Annotated in this window: 12 protein-coding genes and 1 pseudogene; 5 read left to right on the forward strand and 8 right to left on the reverse strand. The window is 73.2% G+C overall.

The genetic code is table 11. The features are described from left to right. Nucleotides 1-54: 54 nt before the first annotated feature. The gene (locus ACZ3I4_RS31855) at nucleotides 55-879 is read left to right on the forward strand and encodes an alpha/beta fold hydrolase (protein ID WP_465385746.1); all 825 of its coding nucleotides are present in this window, start codon (nucleotides 55-57) and stop codon (nucleotides 877-879) included. Here ACZ3I4_RS31855 and ACZ3I4_RS31860 read toward each other — a convergent pair. The 3 genes from ACZ3I4_RS31860 to ACZ3I4_RS31870 all read right to left on the reverse strand — a co-directional run bounded on the left by ACZ3I4_RS31860 (nucleotide 869) and on the right by ACZ3I4_RS31870 (nucleotide 4,826). Next, nucleotides 869-2,806 carry an ABC transporter ATP-binding protein gene (locus ACZ3I4_RS31860; RefSeq protein ID WP_465385747.1) on the reverse strand — a complete coding sequence of 646 codons (1,938 nt, stop codon included), beginning with the start codon at nucleotides 2,804-2,806 and terminating at the stop codon, nucleotides 869-871. The two genes, ACZ3I4_RS31855 and ACZ3I4_RS31860, sit on opposite strands and share 11 nt — an antisense overlap. 119 nt (nucleotides 2,807-2,925) lie before the next feature. Next, nucleotides 2,926-3,315 carry a MerR family transcriptional regulator gene (locus tag ACZ3I4_RS31865; RefSeq protein ID WP_465385748.1) on the reverse strand — a complete coding sequence of 130 codons (390 nt, stop codon included), beginning with the start codon at nucleotides 3,313-3,315 and terminating at the stop codon, nucleotides 2,926-2,928. 17 nt (nucleotides 3,316-3,332) lie between these two features. Beyond that, nucleotides 3,333-4,826: a SulP family inorganic anion transporter gene (locus ACZ3I4_RS31870; RefSeq protein WP_465385749.1), complete on the reverse strand. Its 1,494-nt coding sequence runs from the start codon at nucleotides 4,824-4,826 to the stop codon at nucleotides 3,333-3,335. Between the two features lie 176 nt (nucleotides 4,827-5,002). Here ACZ3I4_RS31870 and ACZ3I4_RS31875 point away from each other — a divergent pair, with 176 nt between their 5' ends. Continuing rightward, nucleotides 5,003-5,608, forward strand: coding sequence for a GNAT family N-acetyltransferase (locus tag ACZ3I4_RS31875; protein ID WP_465385750.1), 606 nt, complete (start codon nucleotides 5,003-5,005; stop codon nucleotides 5,606-5,608). 18 nt (nucleotides 5,609-5,626) lie between these two features. On the opposite strand, the gene ACZ3I4_RS31880 is transcribed toward ACZ3I4_RS31875, so the two are convergent. Next, entirely contained in the window at nucleotides 5,627-7,423 is a 1,797-nt protein-coding gene (locus ACZ3I4_RS31880) for an alpha/beta hydrolase (RefSeq protein WP_465385751.1), read from the reverse strand. Between the two features lie 224 nt (nucleotides 7,424-7,647). Between ACZ3I4_RS31880 and ACZ3I4_RS31885 the strand changes: the two genes are divergently transcribed. Further along, nucleotides 7,648-9,129 (forward strand): ATP-binding cassette domain-containing protein, encoded by a 1,482-nt coding sequence (locus ACZ3I4_RS31885; RefSeq protein ID WP_465385752.1) that lies wholly within the window; start codon nucleotides 7,648-7,650, stop codon nucleotides 9,127-9,129. A 3-nt stretch (nucleotides 9,130-9,132) separates the two neighbouring features. Here ACZ3I4_RS31885 and ACZ3I4_RS31890 read toward each other — a convergent pair whose 3' ends face one another. Continuing rightward, a complete protein-coding gene (locus ACZ3I4_RS31890) occupies nucleotides 9,133-9,582 on the reverse strand; it encodes a hypothetical protein (RefSeq protein ID WP_465385753.1) in 450 nt (149 codons plus the stop codon). A 49-nt stretch (nucleotides 9,583-9,631) separates the two neighbouring features. On the opposite strand from ACZ3I4_RS31890, the gene ACZ3I4_RS31895 reads away from it, so the two are divergent. Continuing rightward, on the forward strand, nucleotides 9,632-12,679 hold the full coding sequence (locus ACZ3I4_RS31895; RefSeq protein ID WP_465385754.1) for a CHAT domain-containing protein: 3,048 nt from the start codon (nucleotides 9,632-9,634) through the stop codon (nucleotides 12,677-12,679). Between the two features lie 77 nt (nucleotides 12,680-12,756). Further along, nucleotides 12,757-13,494, forward strand: a complete 738-nt coding sequence (locus tag ACZ3I4_RS31900) for a DUF3152 domain-containing protein (RefSeq protein ID WP_465385755.1) — start codon at nucleotides 12,757-12,759, stop codon at nucleotides 13,492-13,494. A gap of 108 nt (nucleotides 13,495-13,602) precedes the next feature. On the opposite strand, the gene ACZ3I4_RS31905 is transcribed toward ACZ3I4_RS31900, so the two are convergent. The 3 genes and pseudogenes from ACZ3I4_RS31905 to ACZ3I4_RS31915 form a co-directional block, all read right to left on the reverse strand. Further along, complete coding sequence (locus ACZ3I4_RS31905; RefSeq protein WP_465385756.1) at nucleotides 13,603-14,964, reverse strand: dihydrolipoyl dehydrogenase family protein; 1,362 nt, start codon at nucleotides 14,962-14,964, stop codon at nucleotides 13,603-13,605. Between the two features lie 241 nt (nucleotides 14,965-15,205). After that, complete coding sequence (locus tag ACZ3I4_RS31910; RefSeq protein ID WP_465385757.1) at nucleotides 15,206-15,613, reverse strand: MarR family winged helix-turn-helix transcriptional regulator; 408 nt, start codon at nucleotides 15,611-15,613, stop codon at nucleotides 15,206-15,208. Beyond that, nucleotides 15,610-15,878: pseudogene (locus tag ACZ3I4_RS31915) on the reverse strand (hypothetical protein); the annotation flags it as partial. The pseudogene ACZ3I4_RS31915 and the gene ACZ3I4_RS31910, both read right to left, overlap by 4 nt.

The following is a 15,878-nucleotide window of genomic DNA, read 5'->3' on the forward strand; positions in this document are numbered from 1 at the left end:
ACTGCGCTGGTCATCCACATCGTCGCCTTCGGGCGGAACGAAAAGAGACCAGCAATGCCGTACATCACCACCCCCGACGGAGTCGAGATCTACTACACCGAGCAGGGCTCGGGTCAGCCGATCGTGCTGAGCCACGGCTGGCCGCTCAGCTCGGACGCGTGGCAGGTCGAGCTGAAGAGGTTCGCCGACGCCGGCTACCGGACGATCGCGCACGACCGCCGCGGGCACGGCCGGTCGGAGAAGACCTACTACGGCAACGACATGGACACGTACGCGAAGGATCTGGCCGCCGTCATTGAGGCGCTGGACCTGCGCGACGTCGTCCTGATCGGGCACTCGACCGGCGGCGGCGAGGTCGTCCGCTACGCCGCGCAATACGGGCAGGCGCAGGGCCGGGTGGCCCGGATCGTCACCGCGGGCGCCGTCCCGCCGGTCATGGTCAAGTCGGACAGCAACCCGGACGGCCTGCCCATCGAGGTGTTCGACGACATCCGCGCGAACGTGCTCAAGGACCGCTCGCAGTTCTGGAAGGACCTGTCGGAGAGCTTCTTCGGCGCCAACCACGGCCGGGCCGTCTCGCAGGGCGACAAGGACGACTTCTGGCGCCAGGGCATGCTGGTCAACCTGGCCGCCGCGTACGACTGTGTGAAGGCCTTCTCGGAGACCGACTTCACCGGGGACCTGCGCGCGCTGACCGTGCCGATCCTCATCGCGCAGGGCGACGACGACCAGATCGTGCCGATCGCCGGCGCCGCCCTCAAGTCGATCAAGCTGGTCCAGGACGGCACGCTCAAGGTCTACGAGGGCGCCCCGCACGGCATCCAGGGCGACTACCAGGACAAGCTCGACGAGGACATCCTGGCCTGGCTCAAGAGCTGACCGCCGCTCCGGCCGGCCCCCGCCGCGCTCTTGGTGGCGGGGGCCGGCCGGGCTGGTAGCCGGCGGCCTGGATGCGGAACAGGCCCGCGTACCGGCCGTCGGCGGCCATCAGCTCGGCGTGGCTGCCCCGCTCGACCAGCGCACCCTCGTGCAGGACGAAGATCTGGTCGGCGTGGATGACGTTGGCCAGCCGGTGGGTGATCAGGATCGTGGTGTGCCGGCCCTGGCGGCCGCGGATCGCCTGGAACAGCGCGTCCTCCGCGCGCGGGTCCAGGGCCGACGACGGCTCATCCATGATGAGCAGGTCGGCGTCGCGATAGAAGCCGCGCGCGGCCGTGATCCGCTGCCACTGCCCGCCGGACAGGTCGTGCCCCTCCTTGAACGTCCGGTCGAGCAGGGTCCGGTAGCCGTGCGGCAGCGCCAGGATCGTCTCGTGCGCGGCCGCCTTCCGCGCGGCCGTCTCGATGCGCGTCTGCTCGGCCTCGGTGTCCAGGTCGCCCATCGCGATGTTGGTGGCCGCCGTGTACGGCCACTTGTGATGCTCCTGCAGCACGACGGCGATGCGGGCCCGCAGCCCGTTGCTGTCCCACTCGGCCAGCGGGCGGCCGTTCCACTCGACCGCGCCCTCGTTCGGTGACCGCAGCGCGGCGATCATCGCGGCCAGCGTCGACTTGCCCGAGCCGTTCTCGCCCACGAACGCGACCGTCTGCCCGGCCTCGATGCTGATCGTGACGTCGTCGACGGCGAGCGTGTCCCGGTCGGGGTAGCGCAGGCTGGCCCCGCGGATGTCGAGGCGGCGCAGGGCCGTCGGCTTGGGCCGTCCGCCGTCCTCGTCGGCCGGGATGTACTGGCGGGCGCGTTCCAGGAAGCCCACGTACTCCTTGAAGAACTGCCCGTCGGTGAACATGTGGTCGAGCTGCATGGTGACCGTGGTGAGCGACCGTTGCGCGGCCTGCACGGCGACCACGCAGGTGACCGCGGCCGACAGCGGGATGTGGCCGCCGGCCAGCAGCAGCCCGAGCAGCACCCAGACGCCACCCAGCCCGATCCCGCTGATCACCGCGCCGACGCTCATGGTCGTGGTCACCCGCCGCGCCAGCTTGAGCTCCTCGGTGGTCTGTGCGCCCATGACCATGTCGTACTGCCCGAGCAGAAACCGGCGCAGCCCGTACGTGCGCAGCTCCGGCGCCGATTCCCGTTCGGCCATCTGCCGTTCGAGCACGAACAGCCGCCGCCGGCGCACCGACCCGGCCAGGAAGTTGGCGTAGCGCAGATGGCCGGCGCGCAGGGCGGCGTACCCGTTGGGCAGCGTCGACACGAGCAGCGCGAGCAGCAGCCACGGGTTGATCACGACGACCGCGACGGCCACCGCGGCCAGGCCGACGACGCCGGCGAGCAGGTTGGTGGTGTCCGACACGAGCCCGTTCGCGGCGTCGCTGCCCCGGGTGGCCCGCTCCATGTCGTCGGCGAAGGCATCGGCGTCGAAGGCGTCCAGCCGTACGGCGGTGGTCGTCTCGAACAGGCGCCGCTCGGCCTCCTGGTTGACGCGCGGGGTCAGCCCGTTCTGCGCGTAGCCGACGGCGATGCCCAGACCACCGCGTACGGCGGTCACCGCGGCCAGCACCGCCAGCGCGGGCAGGGCCGCCTCGACGCGGTCCGGGGTCGGGCCGGCGGCGAACAGTTCGACCAGCACGCGTTGGGTCGAGAGCAACCCGAACGTGGCCATCGTGCCGGCCACGAGCGTGGCCAGTCCGACCAGAGAGGTACGGACCTTGTCGGCCCGCCAGGCGACGGCCACCGCCTGCCGGACGAACTGCGGCAGCTCGGCGAAGACGCCGAACACCCCGGTTTCCGCGCGCCTCCGGACCCCGTGCTCCCACCAGGCGTTGCGCAGTTCCGGAAGGACAGTCTCCTCCGTGACGCTCACAGGTGCCTCACTCGAAGTAGCCGACGGGTCACTCTCCACACTCGCGGCTGGGGAGCGTTTTGTCGCCTACCCGAAGGAGTTAGGCACATCGATACGGACGCGTTGTGCGACCGCGGGGCTCAGCTGTGCTGGGCGATGTGGTCCTGGATCTGCCGGGCGAAGCCCTCGGCCATGTCCAGCTGGTCGCGCAGCGCCTGGACCCGGTTCTGGGCGGCCGTGTGGAACATGGCCAGCCGGTCCTGCAGGCGCGCGCGTTCGGCGCCGGTCGCGACCGTGAGCGCGTCCAGGATCTGCAGCAGGTCGCGCATCTCCTCGAGGGTGAAACCGAGCGGCTTCATGCGTTTGACGACGCGCAGGCGGTCGAGGTCGGGCTCGGTGTAGAGCCGGAAACCGCCGTCGCTGCGGGCGGACGGGACGACCAGGCCGGCTTCCTCGTAGTGGCGGATGGTGCGGATGCTCAGTCCGACGCGGTCGGCCGCCTCGCCGATCTGCATGCGCCCTGCGGTCATCGGATCAGTCTGCCCCATCAATGCCCGGGGCCCAGCTTGCCGGCCAGGTTCGCGTGGAAGCGCGCGCTCGCCTCGTTCAGGCCGGTGATCTCGACGCGCTTGCCGCGGGCCGCGTACTTGGTGGTGATCGCGTCCAGGGCGGCCACCGAGGACGCGTCCCAGATATGCGCCGCACCCAGGTCGATGACCACGTGCCCCGGATCGCCCGCGTAGTCGAACTGGTAGACCAGGTCGTTGCTGGACGCGAAGAACAACTCGCCGTGCACGCGGTAGACGCGCGTCTCGCCGTCGGGCATCAGCACGCCGGTCACCTCGGCCAGGTGCGCGACCCGGCGGGCGAAGACGACCATCGCGGTGAGCACGCCGAGCACCACTCCGACGGCCAGGTTGTGCGTGACCAGCGTGCCCGCCACGGTCACGACCATCACGACGATCTCGCCGGCGGGCATGCGCCTGAGGGTCGACGGCGCGACGCTGTGCCAGTCGAACGTGCCGACCGACACGATCACCATCACGGCGACGAGCGCGGCCATCGGGATCGTCGCCACCACGTCGCCCAGGGCCACGACCAGGATCAGCAGAAACACCCCGGCCAGAAACGTGGACAGGCGGGTACGCGCGCCCGACGCCTTCACGTTGATCATCGTCTGGCCGATCATCGCGCAGCCGCCCATGCCGCCGAAGAACCCGGTCACGATGTTGGCGACGCCCTGCCCCCACGATTCGCGGGTCTTGTCCGAGCGGGTGTCGGTGATGTCGTCGACGAGCTTGGCGGTCATCAGCGATTCCATCAGACCGACAAGAGCGATTCCCAGGGCGTACGGGGCAATGGTCGTCAAGGTGCCGAGGGTGAAGGGCACGTCGGGCAGGCCGGGCACGGGCAGGCTGTCGGGAAGCCTGCCTTCGTCACCGACCGTGGGGACGGCGATGTGCGCGATCGCGGTGAACGCGGTGAGCAGGAAGATCGCGACGAGCGGCGCGGGCACGGCCGTGGTCACCCGGGGCAGGAACCACATGATCGCCAGCGCGACCGCGACCAGCGGATAGACCAGCCACGGCACGCCGATGAGGTGCGGGAGCTGCGCGGTGAAGATCAGGATGGCCAGCGCGTTGACGAACCCGACCATCACGCTGCGCGGGATGAAACGCATCAGCCGGGCCACCCCGGCGACGGCCAGAACCACCTGCAGGACGCCGCCCAGGATGACCGCGGCGACCAGATGGCCGAGCCCGTGGTCGCGGACCAGCGGGGCGACGACCAGCGCGATCGCCCCGGTCGCGGCCGAGATCATCGCAGGCCGGCCGCCGGTGAACGCGATGGTCACGGCCATCGTGAACGACGCGAACAGGCCGATCCTGGGGTCGACGCCGGCCAGGATCGAGAACGAGATCGCCTCGGGGATCAGCGCGAGCGCCACGACCAGGCCGGCCAGCACCTCGGTGCGCAGCACGCGCGGGGAGGCCAGCCAGTCCGGCTTGCGCAGGCGCACGGCCTCGACCGCTGAAGACATCCGCTCTCCCCTTCAATCAAAATGGGCAACCCGGTGACCCTACTCTCTCGTGAGAGGAGAGTTGGGCCGAGTCCGGCGTGGTGGTCGTCACGGGGCTCTCAGGCGGGGCAAAGCGGCCGCACACGAGATAGCCTTCCCGCGATGTAGGACGTTCTCGAACCATCCGAAGGCCCCTCATGCACCGCAACTCGACCGAATCGTCGGCGCGCGCCTATCAGGCCGCCCTCGCTCTGCTCACCTCGTCGCGCCGCCGCTCCCATCTGCGCAGCCGGCCGGGCCCGCGGCCCGCCACCACCGGGCTCGGGTGCACCGAGCAGCCGATCTTCATGGTCGTCGAGCTGGACCGCCGCGGCTCGACCGGCTCGGTGCCCGACGACCTGGCGCTGATCCGCCGTCTGGCCAGCGACGAATACGAGACGTTCGCCGACGTGGCGGCCCGCTCCTTCGGGGTCGAGCCCTCGTCCGTCTCCGACGTCTACACCGCCGAGGTGCTGGCGAACCCGCGGATCGGCGCGTACGTCGCCGAGACCCGCAACGGGACCCCCGTGGCGGTCGGGGCGGGCGTCCTGGCCGACGGACACATCGGGGTGGCCAACGTCGGCACGATTCCGGCGTTCCGCCGCCAGGGCTATGCGCGGGTGCTGACCGAGGCGATCCTGCGGCGGGGCGCCATGGCCGGAGCGCACACGGCATACCTGCACGCGGGCGAGGAGACCGTGCCGTTCTTCGAACGGCTCGGCTTCACCACCCGCGCCGACTGGACCATGCTGCGGGCTTCCTAGGTTTCGCCGGGCTCGGCCTCAGATCGCGGTCGGCAGCGTGGTGGCGATGGGCCAGGCGACCAGGATCGAGCCGGTCAGGGCGATCAGCCACGGCGGCGCCTCCGAGGCGCGCAGCACCGCGGACAGGGCTGCCTGGATCAGCATGAGCGCGGCCAGCAGCGGCACGACCAGCAGCAGAAAGCCGGATGCCAGCCCGAGCACGGCCGCGCCGGTCAGGGCGGCCACCGCCATCACCGAGACGATCAGTTCGCGGCCGGGGGTGCCGCCCGGGAGCCGGTCCGGGCGCGCGTCCGGCCCGGCCGGGCCCCGGACCGTCGCGTCGGTGTCCGAACCATCCCGGCCCGGGACAACGGAGCCGGCTTCCGAACCATCCCCGCCCGGGACAACGGCGGCGGCCTCCGAACCATCCCGGCCGGGGACGACGACGGCGGCCTCCAAGTCGGCCCGGCTCGGGACCGTGACGCCAGGCTGGTTTCCTCGAACACGGCCGCGGGTCAGGCGATCCGAGGCGTAGGCCAGGACGGCGAATCCCAACCACACCAGGAGCAGCAGCCACCAGCGGGAGCCGGCCGGGACGGCATGGGTGAACCCAAGGTGCAGCGGGACGGAGATGGCCGCGGCCGCGTACGGGATCAGGAGCAGGGCCGCCGCCAGCGACCGCAACCCGCCGCGGGGCGAGGAGGCGCGGACGTAGACGAGGATCGCCAGGCCCATCACCGCGGCGAAGCCGGCCGCGTAGCCGCCGAGTTCGAGCCGCGTCGTCGGCAGGAACGGCGCCACAACGACGGCCGGAAAGGCCGCGATCGCAGCCACGATGGCGATCCGGGCCGGTCCGGCCGGTCGCCGCCGGTCGTGGTCGGCGGCGGCCGGGAGGGGGCGGTCGTGGTCGGCGGCGGCCGGGAGGGGGCGGTCGTGGTCGGCGGCGGCCGGGAGGGAGCGGTCGTGGTCGGCGGCGGCCGGGAGGGAGCGGTCGTGGTCGGCGGCGGCCGGGAGGGAGCGGTCGCGGGCGCTGGGCCCGCGCGGAGCTGTGCCGAGCAGCAGGCGCGTCAGCGGGGCGAAACCGAGGAGCAGGCCCAGCAGCAGCACACCGGCGGAGCCGAGACGCCGGGCCGGGGACGGCAAGGGGGACGACGGCGACGTGCGCCCGAACACCGAGTCGAGCCAGTCGGCAGTCAGGCGGTGCGTGCGGGACGCGTACAGGATGGAGATGTGCTCGACGCCGGAGACGGTCACGACGCGGCGGTCGGCGGGCGCCCCGGCGAGCGCGCGTGACGCCGTCTCGTGGAAGCCGGCGAACTCGAACTGCCCGACCAGCATCAGCAGGTGGCCGGGCCGGTCGGCGGTGACGGCGTCGGAGTCCGGCAGCGAGATGGCCACCGTCGCCGCGATCGCCGGATGCGCGGCCGCGTAGGTCGTCACGGCGGTCGCGCCCATCGAGTGGCCGATCAGCGCGATCCGCGACGGGTCGACGCCCGGCAGGCCGCGCAGGTGGGTCACCGCAACGTCCAGGTCGTGCTGCAGGTCGACCGGCGACCGCGTGCTGGCGCCGTGCCCGTCGAGGTCGGGCAGCACCACCGTGTAGCCGCGGGCGACGAGCGTGTCGCCGAACTGGGCCATCAGCCGGGCCGAGCCCGCGAACCCGTGCGCCACCACGACACCGGGGCCGCGGCCGGGCCCCTCGGGCCGCCGCACGTCGAGCGGCACCCCGTCGACCACCACGTGTTCGGCGGCCGGGAAACGGGCCAGCAGCACGCCGCCGGTGACCACTGCGGCCAGTGCGAGCAGGGCGGGCAACCATCGACGGGCGTATCTCACGCCCGGACCGTACCGTTGCCGCGCGATTAATCGGAGGCGGGCGCCCGCCGGCGTCGGCTAATCTGGCTCGCATGTTCACCGGTATCGCCTCGATGAGGTTGCGCTCCGGCCGCTGACGGCGGCTGCAGCTCACATCCCTCGCTTCTGCACCGCCGTCCTGGCGTTCCTGTCCGGGCGGTGCATCATCGCGCTGCCCGGCTCCCAGACGAGCCGAGAGCAGATCAGTGAACATTCTCGAAAAGACCCATGCCCACGTACGCGCCGAGGCCCTGCGAGTCGTGCGGGGTGAGCATGTCGTCCTCGACGGCGTCGACGTCACCGTGTCGGCCCGCTCGCGCCTGGCGGTCGTCGGGCCGAACGGCAGCGGCAAGACGACCTTGCTGCACGTGCTGGCCGGGCTGAGCGAGCCCGATCAGGGCGCCGTGCACCGTGCGGGTTCGATCGGCGTGGCCGAGCAGGCCCTGCCCGCCGACGACGGCGAAACCGTCGGCACCCTGGTCGCGGAGGCGATCCGGCCGTCCCTCGCCGCGCTGCGGGAGCTCGACGCGGCCCTCGAGGACGTCGAGGCGGACCCGGACCGCTACGCCGCCGCCGTCGAGCAGGCGACGCGACTGGACGCCTGGGACGCCGAACGGCGCGTCGACGTGGCCCTGGAGGCGCTGGGCGCGTGCACCGACCGGAACCGGCGGCTCGACACGCTGTCGGTCGGGCAGCGCTACCGCGTACGGCTGGCGTGTGTGCTCGGCGGGCATCACGATCTGCTGCTGCTGGACGAGCCGACCAACCACCTCGACGAGGCCGGGCTTGCGTTCCTGACCGGGCGGCTGCGGCAGCACCCCGGCGGGGTCCTGGTCGTCACCCACGACCGGGCGCTGCTGCGGGACGTCGCCCAGGAGTTCCTCGACCTCGATCCGGCCCCGGACGGCCGGCCCCGCGCGTACGCGGGCGGCTACCCCGGCTGGCAGGAGGGCCGGCGGCGGGAGCGGGAACAGTGGCAGCAGGAGTACGACGCCCAGGTCGCCGAGCATCAGAGGCTGGCCGGCGCGGTCGAGGAGGCCCGCGGACGGCTGAGCACGGGCTGGCGTCCCGACAAGGGCACCGGCCGGCACAAGCGGCAGAGCCGGGCGCCGGGCATCGTGCAGGCGATCAAACGCCGGCAGGACGCCCTGGAGGCGCACCGGATCACGCTGCCCCGGCCGCCCGTGCCGCTGCGGTGGCCGCCGGCCGGCACCCGCCCGGGCGTGCCGCTGCTCGACGCGCACGACCTGACCGTGCCCGGCCGCCTGCGTACGCCGGTGGGTCTGCGTCTCGGCGGCGGAGACCGCCTGCTCGTGACCGGTCCCAACGGCGCGGGCAAGTCCACGCTGCTGGCCGTCCTCGCCGGTGTGCTGTCCCCCGCCACCGGTGACGTGCGGCCGCTCTCCGGGGCGAAGATCGGCTACCTCGCGCAGGAGGTGTTCACGGCCGAGGCCCGCATGTCGCCGGGCCAGCACCGCCGGAGGCACCTGGAGGAACTGCTCGCCGGCCGGCCCGACGTGCTGCTCCTCGACGAGCCCACCAACCACCTGTCGGCCACCCTGGTCGACGAGCTGACCGCGGCCCTGGACACCGCCCCGGCCGCGGTCGTCATAGCCACCCACGACCGGCAGATGCTGACCGATCTGGCCGAGTGGCCGCGATTGCTCCTCGAACCCGGGCCGGACTGACCGTCAGGCCGGACGTCCCTCGTCGCCGCGTCCGACCTCGATCGCTTCCTGGGGCGGCCCGCTGATCACCTGGGCGGTCCACGTTCCCGCGTCGGGGGCGTATTCGACCAGCACCCACTCGTCACCGGCGCCGGGTGGGACGCGGACGGCCGCGAGCCCGGCGGCGGGGCGGCCCGGCCGGGTGTCCGGCACCCGCAAGACGATCCGGGCGGCGGGGTCGGCCAGCACGACCGGCGCCTGCGGGTCTGGCGCCGGTTCGGCGGACCGGCGGCGGCCGAGCAGGGCGCGGATCCTCTCGTACAGGTCTTCACCGGCCTTGGTGGCCAGCGCCTGGACGAACGGGGCGAGCGCCGAGCCGGTGAGCAGGCCGAGCAGCAACTCGCCGCCGCCGCGGACGTCGCCGTGGCCGGGCTCGGGTGGCGCGGGGCGGGCGGGCGGACCCTGGGTATCCATGGCTCTGATTGTCGCAGAGCGCTCGCACCGCTCTGTGATACTCACGGCCATGGCACCCGCGCCGGACCCGGTCGAGGAAATCAATGCCGCGGTGGCGGCCCTGCACGGGTCCGTGTCGCGGCTGCTCGACGACTTCGCCGACGAGCTCCCGCCGTCCCGGGTGGACGAGATCATCGAAGTGCTCGGGTCGGCGGCGGTGTCGCGCGGGTTGTACCCGCAGGTGGCCGCCCAGGTCCGGGAGACGTTGGCCTTCGTCCTGAAGATGCGGGCCTTCGGGCAGCTCGGGCAGCCCGGCGCGGCCGACGACCTCGACCGGGCGAAAGCCCTGTACCGCGCGGTCATCGAGGCCACACCCGAGGGCCCCGGGCAATATCCGCTGTGGGCGAACCTGGCGCAGGCCGCGCAGGGCATCTTCCGGTCACGGCCGCACGACGTCACCAACGCGCGCGAGGCGGTGACGGCTCAGGCGCGGGCCTTGGACCTGGCCGAGGCCGAGCCCGATCTCGGGTTCGCCGTGCACGCTGCCGCGTTTCTGCTGCGCACACCATTCGCCGGGACCGGCCCGCAGGTGCTGGCCCGGGCTCTGAGCCGGGCGGCGGGCCGGGCCACGCCGGGCGGCGAGACGCACCGGGAGTGCCTCGAGGCCCTCATCGGCGTCGCGTCCCGGCACATCGCCCGCTACGACGCCGAGGGTTCCGTGCCCCCGCTCGACCTGGCGATCGAAGTGCTGGAGGGCGCCACGGCGGCCGGGTGCGACCGGGAGCAGCGGGTCGTGGTCTATGCGCTGCTGGGCACGGCGCTGGGCCGCCGGGCCGAGCGCGACCGGGCCGGGACGGAGGACGATCTCGACGCGGCCGTCTCCGCGCTGCGCATCGCGCTGCGGGCCGCGACCGCCGTCCATGTGCGCGACGAACTCCTGACCCGGCTGTCCACCCTGTTGCTGCGGCGGTTCGAGTCCGGGCGGCACCGCAGCGACCTCGACGAGGCCATCGAGCTGGGCACCCGCGTCTCGGCGGGTGACGGCCCGCCGGTGGCCCGTCCCAGTGCCCGTACGGTCGAGCGGGCCCTGCGACTGCGCGCGGAGCTGACCGGTGGTTCCGAGGACGCCGCCACCGCCTGGCTGCTGCGCCGGCACCTGAGTCAGCGTGAGGCCGCGGAGGACCCTCGTCCGCGGGGCGTACTCAAGCGGCTCTTCAACCAGGGATACGGTCTCCTGGCCGCGCGGCGCCGGGCGCACACGCATCCCGATCCCGAGCTGGCCCGGGAGGCCGACGCGGAGATCGCCTGGCTGCGACAGGCCCGGGCCGCCGCGGAACCGGGCCCGGGGCGCACCGAGCTGCTGGAGGATCTGGTCGACGCGCTGACCGGCCGGTTCACCGCCGTGCCGGAGGCACACATCCGCGACGAGCTGATCGAGCAGTTGCAGGCCCTCGTGGCCGAGATCCCCGAAAGTCAGCCCGCGCATCGGGCCACCCACCGCTCGGTGCTGGGCATGACCCTGGCGCTGCGCTGGAAAGACACCGGCCGCGAAGCGGATCTGGCCGCGGCCGCCGAGCAGTTGCGCCGGACCACCGACGAGGAGGCGTTGTCCACCGAGGCACGGCTCAAAACGGCGCACGTGCTGGCCGGCACGGCCGCCGACGCCGGGTGGTGGGCGGTCGCCGCCGACGCGTACGAGCAGGCCGTGGATCTGCTGCCCCGCCTGGCCGGTCGTCATCTGCCGCCGGACGACCATTTGCGCGAGGTCGCCCGCTGGTCCGGCCTGGCCTCCGACGCGGCCGCCGCCGCGATCCGCGCCGGATCGCCCGGCCGCGGGCTCGAGCTGCTGGAACGCGGGCGTGGCCTGCTCATCGGGCGGGCTCTGGAGGCGCGCGGCGACTTCGGCGAGGTCGTGGACGCGGCCCCGGACCGAGGGCCCGCCCTGCTGGCGGAGCTGGGCCGGATCGGCGACGAACTGGCCGCCGCCGGCCCCGGCCACGAGACCGATCCGGGCGTCGCCGACCGGCGCCGGGCCCTGGTCAAGGCCTGGGACGGCACGGTGGACGAGATCCGCCGACTGCCGGGCTGCGCGGGTTTCCTGGCCCCCGTGACGGTCGCCGGGCTGCTTCCCGCGGCGGCCGGCGGCCCGGTGGTTACCGTGAACGTCAGCCGGTTCGGGAGCCATGCGCTCGTGCTCACCGGCGACGGCGTCGCGGCCGTCGCGCTGCCCGGCCTGACCCCGGAGGCCGTGCACGACCGGGTCACCCAGTTCCTGGACGCCCTGCCGTTCGCCGAGCTGAGCCCGGCCGACCCGGAGGCCACCCGCGAGGCCCAGCAGCCGTTGCGGGACGTGCTGGATTGGCTGGCGCGCACGCTGGCCGCCCCGGTGCTGGCCCACCTCGGCCCGGCCCGTCGGGTGTGGTGGATCCCCACCGGCCGGCTCGCCGCGCTGCCGCTGCACGCGGCCGTGCTCGACCAGACCGTTTCCTCGTACGCGCCGACCGTGCGCTCGCTGCTGCGCACCTCGTCGCGTGGCGGCGGCGCGCCGCTGGTCGTCGTGGGCGCAAGCGGGGGCCGGGGGTCGCTCACGGGAGTCGCCGCCGAAGTGGACCGGCTGCTCGGGGACCTGCCCGGCGCCCAGGGCATCCCGGCCGGGGACGCCACCCGCGACCGGGTCCGGGCGGCCCTGCGCACCAGCCGATGGCTGCACGTCGCCTGCCATGCGACGAGCTATCCGGCCACCCCGGCCGACAGCGCGCTGCACCTGGACGACGGGCCGCTGACCGTACGGGATCTGCTGGCCGACCGGGCCCCGCACGGCGAGCTGGTGTTCCTGTCGGCCTGCGAGACCGTGCTGAGCAGCGAGGTGGCCGCGGCCGAGGTCATCCACCTGGGCACGGCGTTTCACGTCGCCGGGTTCCCGCACGTGATCGGCACGCTGTGGCGGGTGACCGACGGCACCGCGGCCGAGACGGCGCGGCTCTTCTACGGGCGTACCGGCACGCCACCGGACGCCGGGCGGGCCGCGGCCGCCCTGAACGAGGCGGCCAGACAACTCCGGGACCGCTACCCCGCGGCGCCGGCTCGCTGGGCCGCGTACGCCCACCTCGGCCGCTGAGCCGGAAATGTGACCTATCCGTCACCACGCAACGCGGGCTCACCGGTCGGCACGTCATGTCGATCGGAGGGGATGGCATGACGACGCATTTGACGCGATGGCTGACGACGGTGCTCACGGCCGGGGTGCTGGCCGGCTGCAGCACCGCCGCGGCGACCCCGTCTCCGATCGTGGAGCCGACGCCGCCCGCGACAACAGCGCCCGCGACGAAGCCGGCGCCGCCGCCTCCGAAGCCTGTGCGGATCACGTATCCGCGGCAGGGCGGCGGGCGGTGGATCGTGGCTCCGGCGAGCGGTGAGACGGTGGGCACGCGCGGGCGGCTGATGCGATACCGCGTGGTGGTCGAGCGCGACATCAAGGGCGTCTCGGTGGCGGGGTTCGCCGCGGCGGCCGGGGCGACGCTGGGCGACCCCCGCGGGTGGACGGGCGGCGGCCAGTGGCGCTTCCGGCGGGTCGGTCCGGGGCAGAAGTCGGACTTCACGCTCTATCTGGCCACGCCGGGCACCCGCGGGGAGTTGTGCGCGGACGCCTCGGACGGCTACACGTCCTGCCGCAACGGGGCCAAGGTCGTGCTCAACGTGGCCCGCTGGGCCGGGGGCGTTCCGGATTACCGGAACAACCTGAAGGGCTACCGGCAGTACATGGTCAACCACGAGGTCGGTCATCGGCTCGGCCACGGTCACGAGCTGTGCCCGGGGCGGGGCGAGCTTGGGCCGGTCATGTTGCAGCAGACGCTCGGCCTGCACGGGTGCGAGCAGAACCCGTGGCCCTACCCGGACGGCGAGCTCTATCGGGGACCGTCCGGGCAGTACTGAGCCATGCACCACGGCCGCAGCCCGCGCTATGGCCGGCCGGGAAACGGCGGCCGCGAGGCGCCGCGGGGGCGGCCGTGGTGCGGTTGATCGAGCCGTCTGGGCGTACGTCTAGATTCCGAGGTTGTTGAAGAAGTAGAGCCACACTTCGGAGCGGGTGGGGAACGACGGAACGGCGTGGCGCAGGCGGCTGACCGGGATCTCGCCGACGATGGCGATGGTGGCGGCCTGCAGGAAGTCGGCGACCTGGGTGCCGGTGATGGTGACGCCGACGAGCACGCCGCGGGCCTCGTCGACCAGGAACCGGGTAGTGCCGACCGTGCCGCCCGAGTAGGAGCCGCCCGCGTTGCCGTCGGTGGGGACATCGATGACCCGCACCGGCAACCCGGCCGCCTGCGCGCTGGCTGTGGTGTGCCCGACCGCGGCGACCTGAGGCGACGTGAAGATGACGCGCGGGGCGCCGGGTCCGTCGGCGAGGTGGTCGGTGGCGATGGGCTTGCCGAGGATCTCGCCCGACGCGACGGCGGCCTGATATTTGGCCATGTGCGTGAACAGGGCCCGCCCGTTGAGGTCGCCGATCACATAGAGCCAGTCCTGCCCGGGCACGCGCATGTGCCGGTCGACCTCGACATAGCCGTCCGCCTTGACGCCGACGGCTTCCAGACCCAGATCAACCGATTGCGGCGTACGCCCGGTGGCGATCAGAATCTCGTCGGCCCGCACGGTGCTGCCGTCGCCCAGCGTCACGGTCACGCCGTCCGCGTCGCGCCGCACAGCCTTCGGGCGCTGCCCCTTGCGCACGTCCACGCCCTGCTCGGTCAGGCGGGCCTCGACCTGCTCGCCGGCGAAGTCCTCCTCGCGGGTCAGCAGTCCCCGCCCGGCGATCAGCGTGACGCGCGAGCCGAGCGACGTGTACGCCTGGGCCATCTCCGAGCCGACCACGCCCGCGCCCACGATGACCAGCGAGGCCGGGATCTCCTTGGCCGTGGTCGCCTCGCGGTTGGTCCACGGGTTCGCCTCGGCCAGCCCCTCGACGTCCGGGATCGCGGCCCGGGTGCCACCGGCCAGGATGACGGCCTTGCGCGCTTCGAGGACCTCGTCACCGACCGCGACCTGCTTCTCCCCCGTCAGCCGGCCCCAGCCGCGCACCAGCGTGATGCCGCGGTCGGTCAGCCACGGCACCTGCGAGCCGTCGTCCTCGTTGTTGATCAGCTCATCGCGCCGCCGAAGCACCGCCGCCACGTCCAGCTCGCCGGTCACCGCCTCGGCCACCCCCGGCACGTGACGCGCCTCCTCGAGCAGATCACCCGGCCGCAGGAGAGCCTTCGACGGGATGCACGCGTAGAACGAGCACTCACCGCCGACATGGTCCCCTTCCACGATCGCCACGCTGAGGCCCGCCTCGGCCAGCCGCCCCGCCGCGACCTCGCCGCCGGGCCCGGCCCCCACTACCACCACGTCGAAACTCTGCATGGCCCAATGATCGACCCATCGGGCCGTCACATGCACGCAGTCATCCGCCATTGGTGGGCTGCGACACCTCCGCCGCCATGTCCTGCGCGCTTTTGCCGTGAACACGGCGGTGCCGGCGCCCGGTGGCCAGGACCTGTCGAGGCATGCCTTTGACCGTACGCCTCGTCCATCCGATCGCGCGGTTCCTCGCGACCCCAGCGCTCCGAAAGGCCGTAGCGCGACCTCCGGCCGTGGTGCCGGGTCACGGCCCGGTGGCGTACGACCGTTCCATCAGCTCGGTCATGGCCCTCTGAAACTCCCGCCGCCGTGTCTCGGTCCAGCCCTCGGTGAGCCGCTCGAATACCTGCTCCTGCCACTCATGGGCCTGTCCGAGCATGACCTGACCGTCCACAGTGACGATCACGGGCCGCCGCCGCCCGTCTTCATGACCGGCCCCCGCCAGATAGCCGGCCGCCGTGGCTTCCTTGACCAGCCGCGAGGCGCCACTCTGATCGATCCCGATCTCCCCCGCCACCGCATTGACCGTGGCCGCGATCCCGCGCCGTTCCAGCGCGTGCACAGCCTCGGTGACCAGCACCAGCCGCCCTTGCTCCGTGCGGCGCGCCCAGTGCCGCACAAACCCGAACAGCACCTGCCCCGGCCCGCTCACTCGTCGTCCGCCAGTTCGCGGGCCTTCGCCAGGGCGGCCCCGAGGTCCGGATAGCGCAGGGCGGCAGTGACTTTCCCGCCGTCGACCGTGAAGACGGTCGCCACCCGGACAGGGCTCGTCCTCCGCGGCCCGGCCGGCGTCGCGCCCTGCGGCCCGGCCGGCGTCGCGCCCTGCGGCCCGGCCGGCGTCGCGTCCTGCGGCCCGGCCGGCGTCGCGTCCTGCGGCCCGGCCGGCGTCGCGTCCTGCGGCCCGGCCGGCGTCGCGC

This window comes from Actinoplanes sp. NPDC021490 (genome assembly GCF_055562135.1).

What these genes read in the sequence shown, in the direction of transcription:
- ACZ3I4_RS31855 (WP_465385746.1), top strand. Translation starts at nt 55, where the DNA reads ATGCCGTACATCACCACCCCCGACGGAGTCGAGATCTACTACACCGAG.
- ACZ3I4_RS31890 (WP_465385753.1), bottom strand. Translation starts at nt 9,582, where the DNA reads ATGGATACCCAGGGTCCGCCCGCCCGCCCCGCGCCACCCGAGCCCGGC.
- ACZ3I4_RS31900 (WP_465385755.1), top strand. Translation starts at nt 12,757, where the DNA reads ATGACGACGCATTTGACGCGATGGCTGACGACGGTGCTCACGGCCGGG.
- ACZ3I4_RS31865 (WP_465385748.1), bottom strand. Translation starts at nt 3,315, where the DNA reads ATGACCGCAGGGCGCATGCAGATCGGCGAGGCGGCCGACCGCGTCGGA.
- ACZ3I4_RS31875 (WP_465385750.1), top strand. Translation starts at nt 5,003, where the DNA reads ATGCACCGCAACTCGACCGAATCGTCGGCGCGCGCCTATCAGGCCGCC.
- ACZ3I4_RS31870 (WP_465385749.1), bottom strand. Translation starts at nt 4,826, where the DNA reads ATGTCTTCAGCGGTCGAGGCCGTGCGCCTGCGCAAGCCGGACTGGCTG.
- ACZ3I4_RS31905 (WP_465385756.1), bottom strand. Translation starts at nt 14,964, where the DNA reads ATGCAGAGTTTCGACGTGGTGGTAGTGGGGGCCGGGCCCGGCGGCGAG.
- ACZ3I4_RS31895 (WP_465385754.1), top strand. Translation starts at nt 9,632, where the DNA reads ATGGCACCCGCGCCGGACCCGGTCGAGGAAATCAATGCCGCGGTGGCG.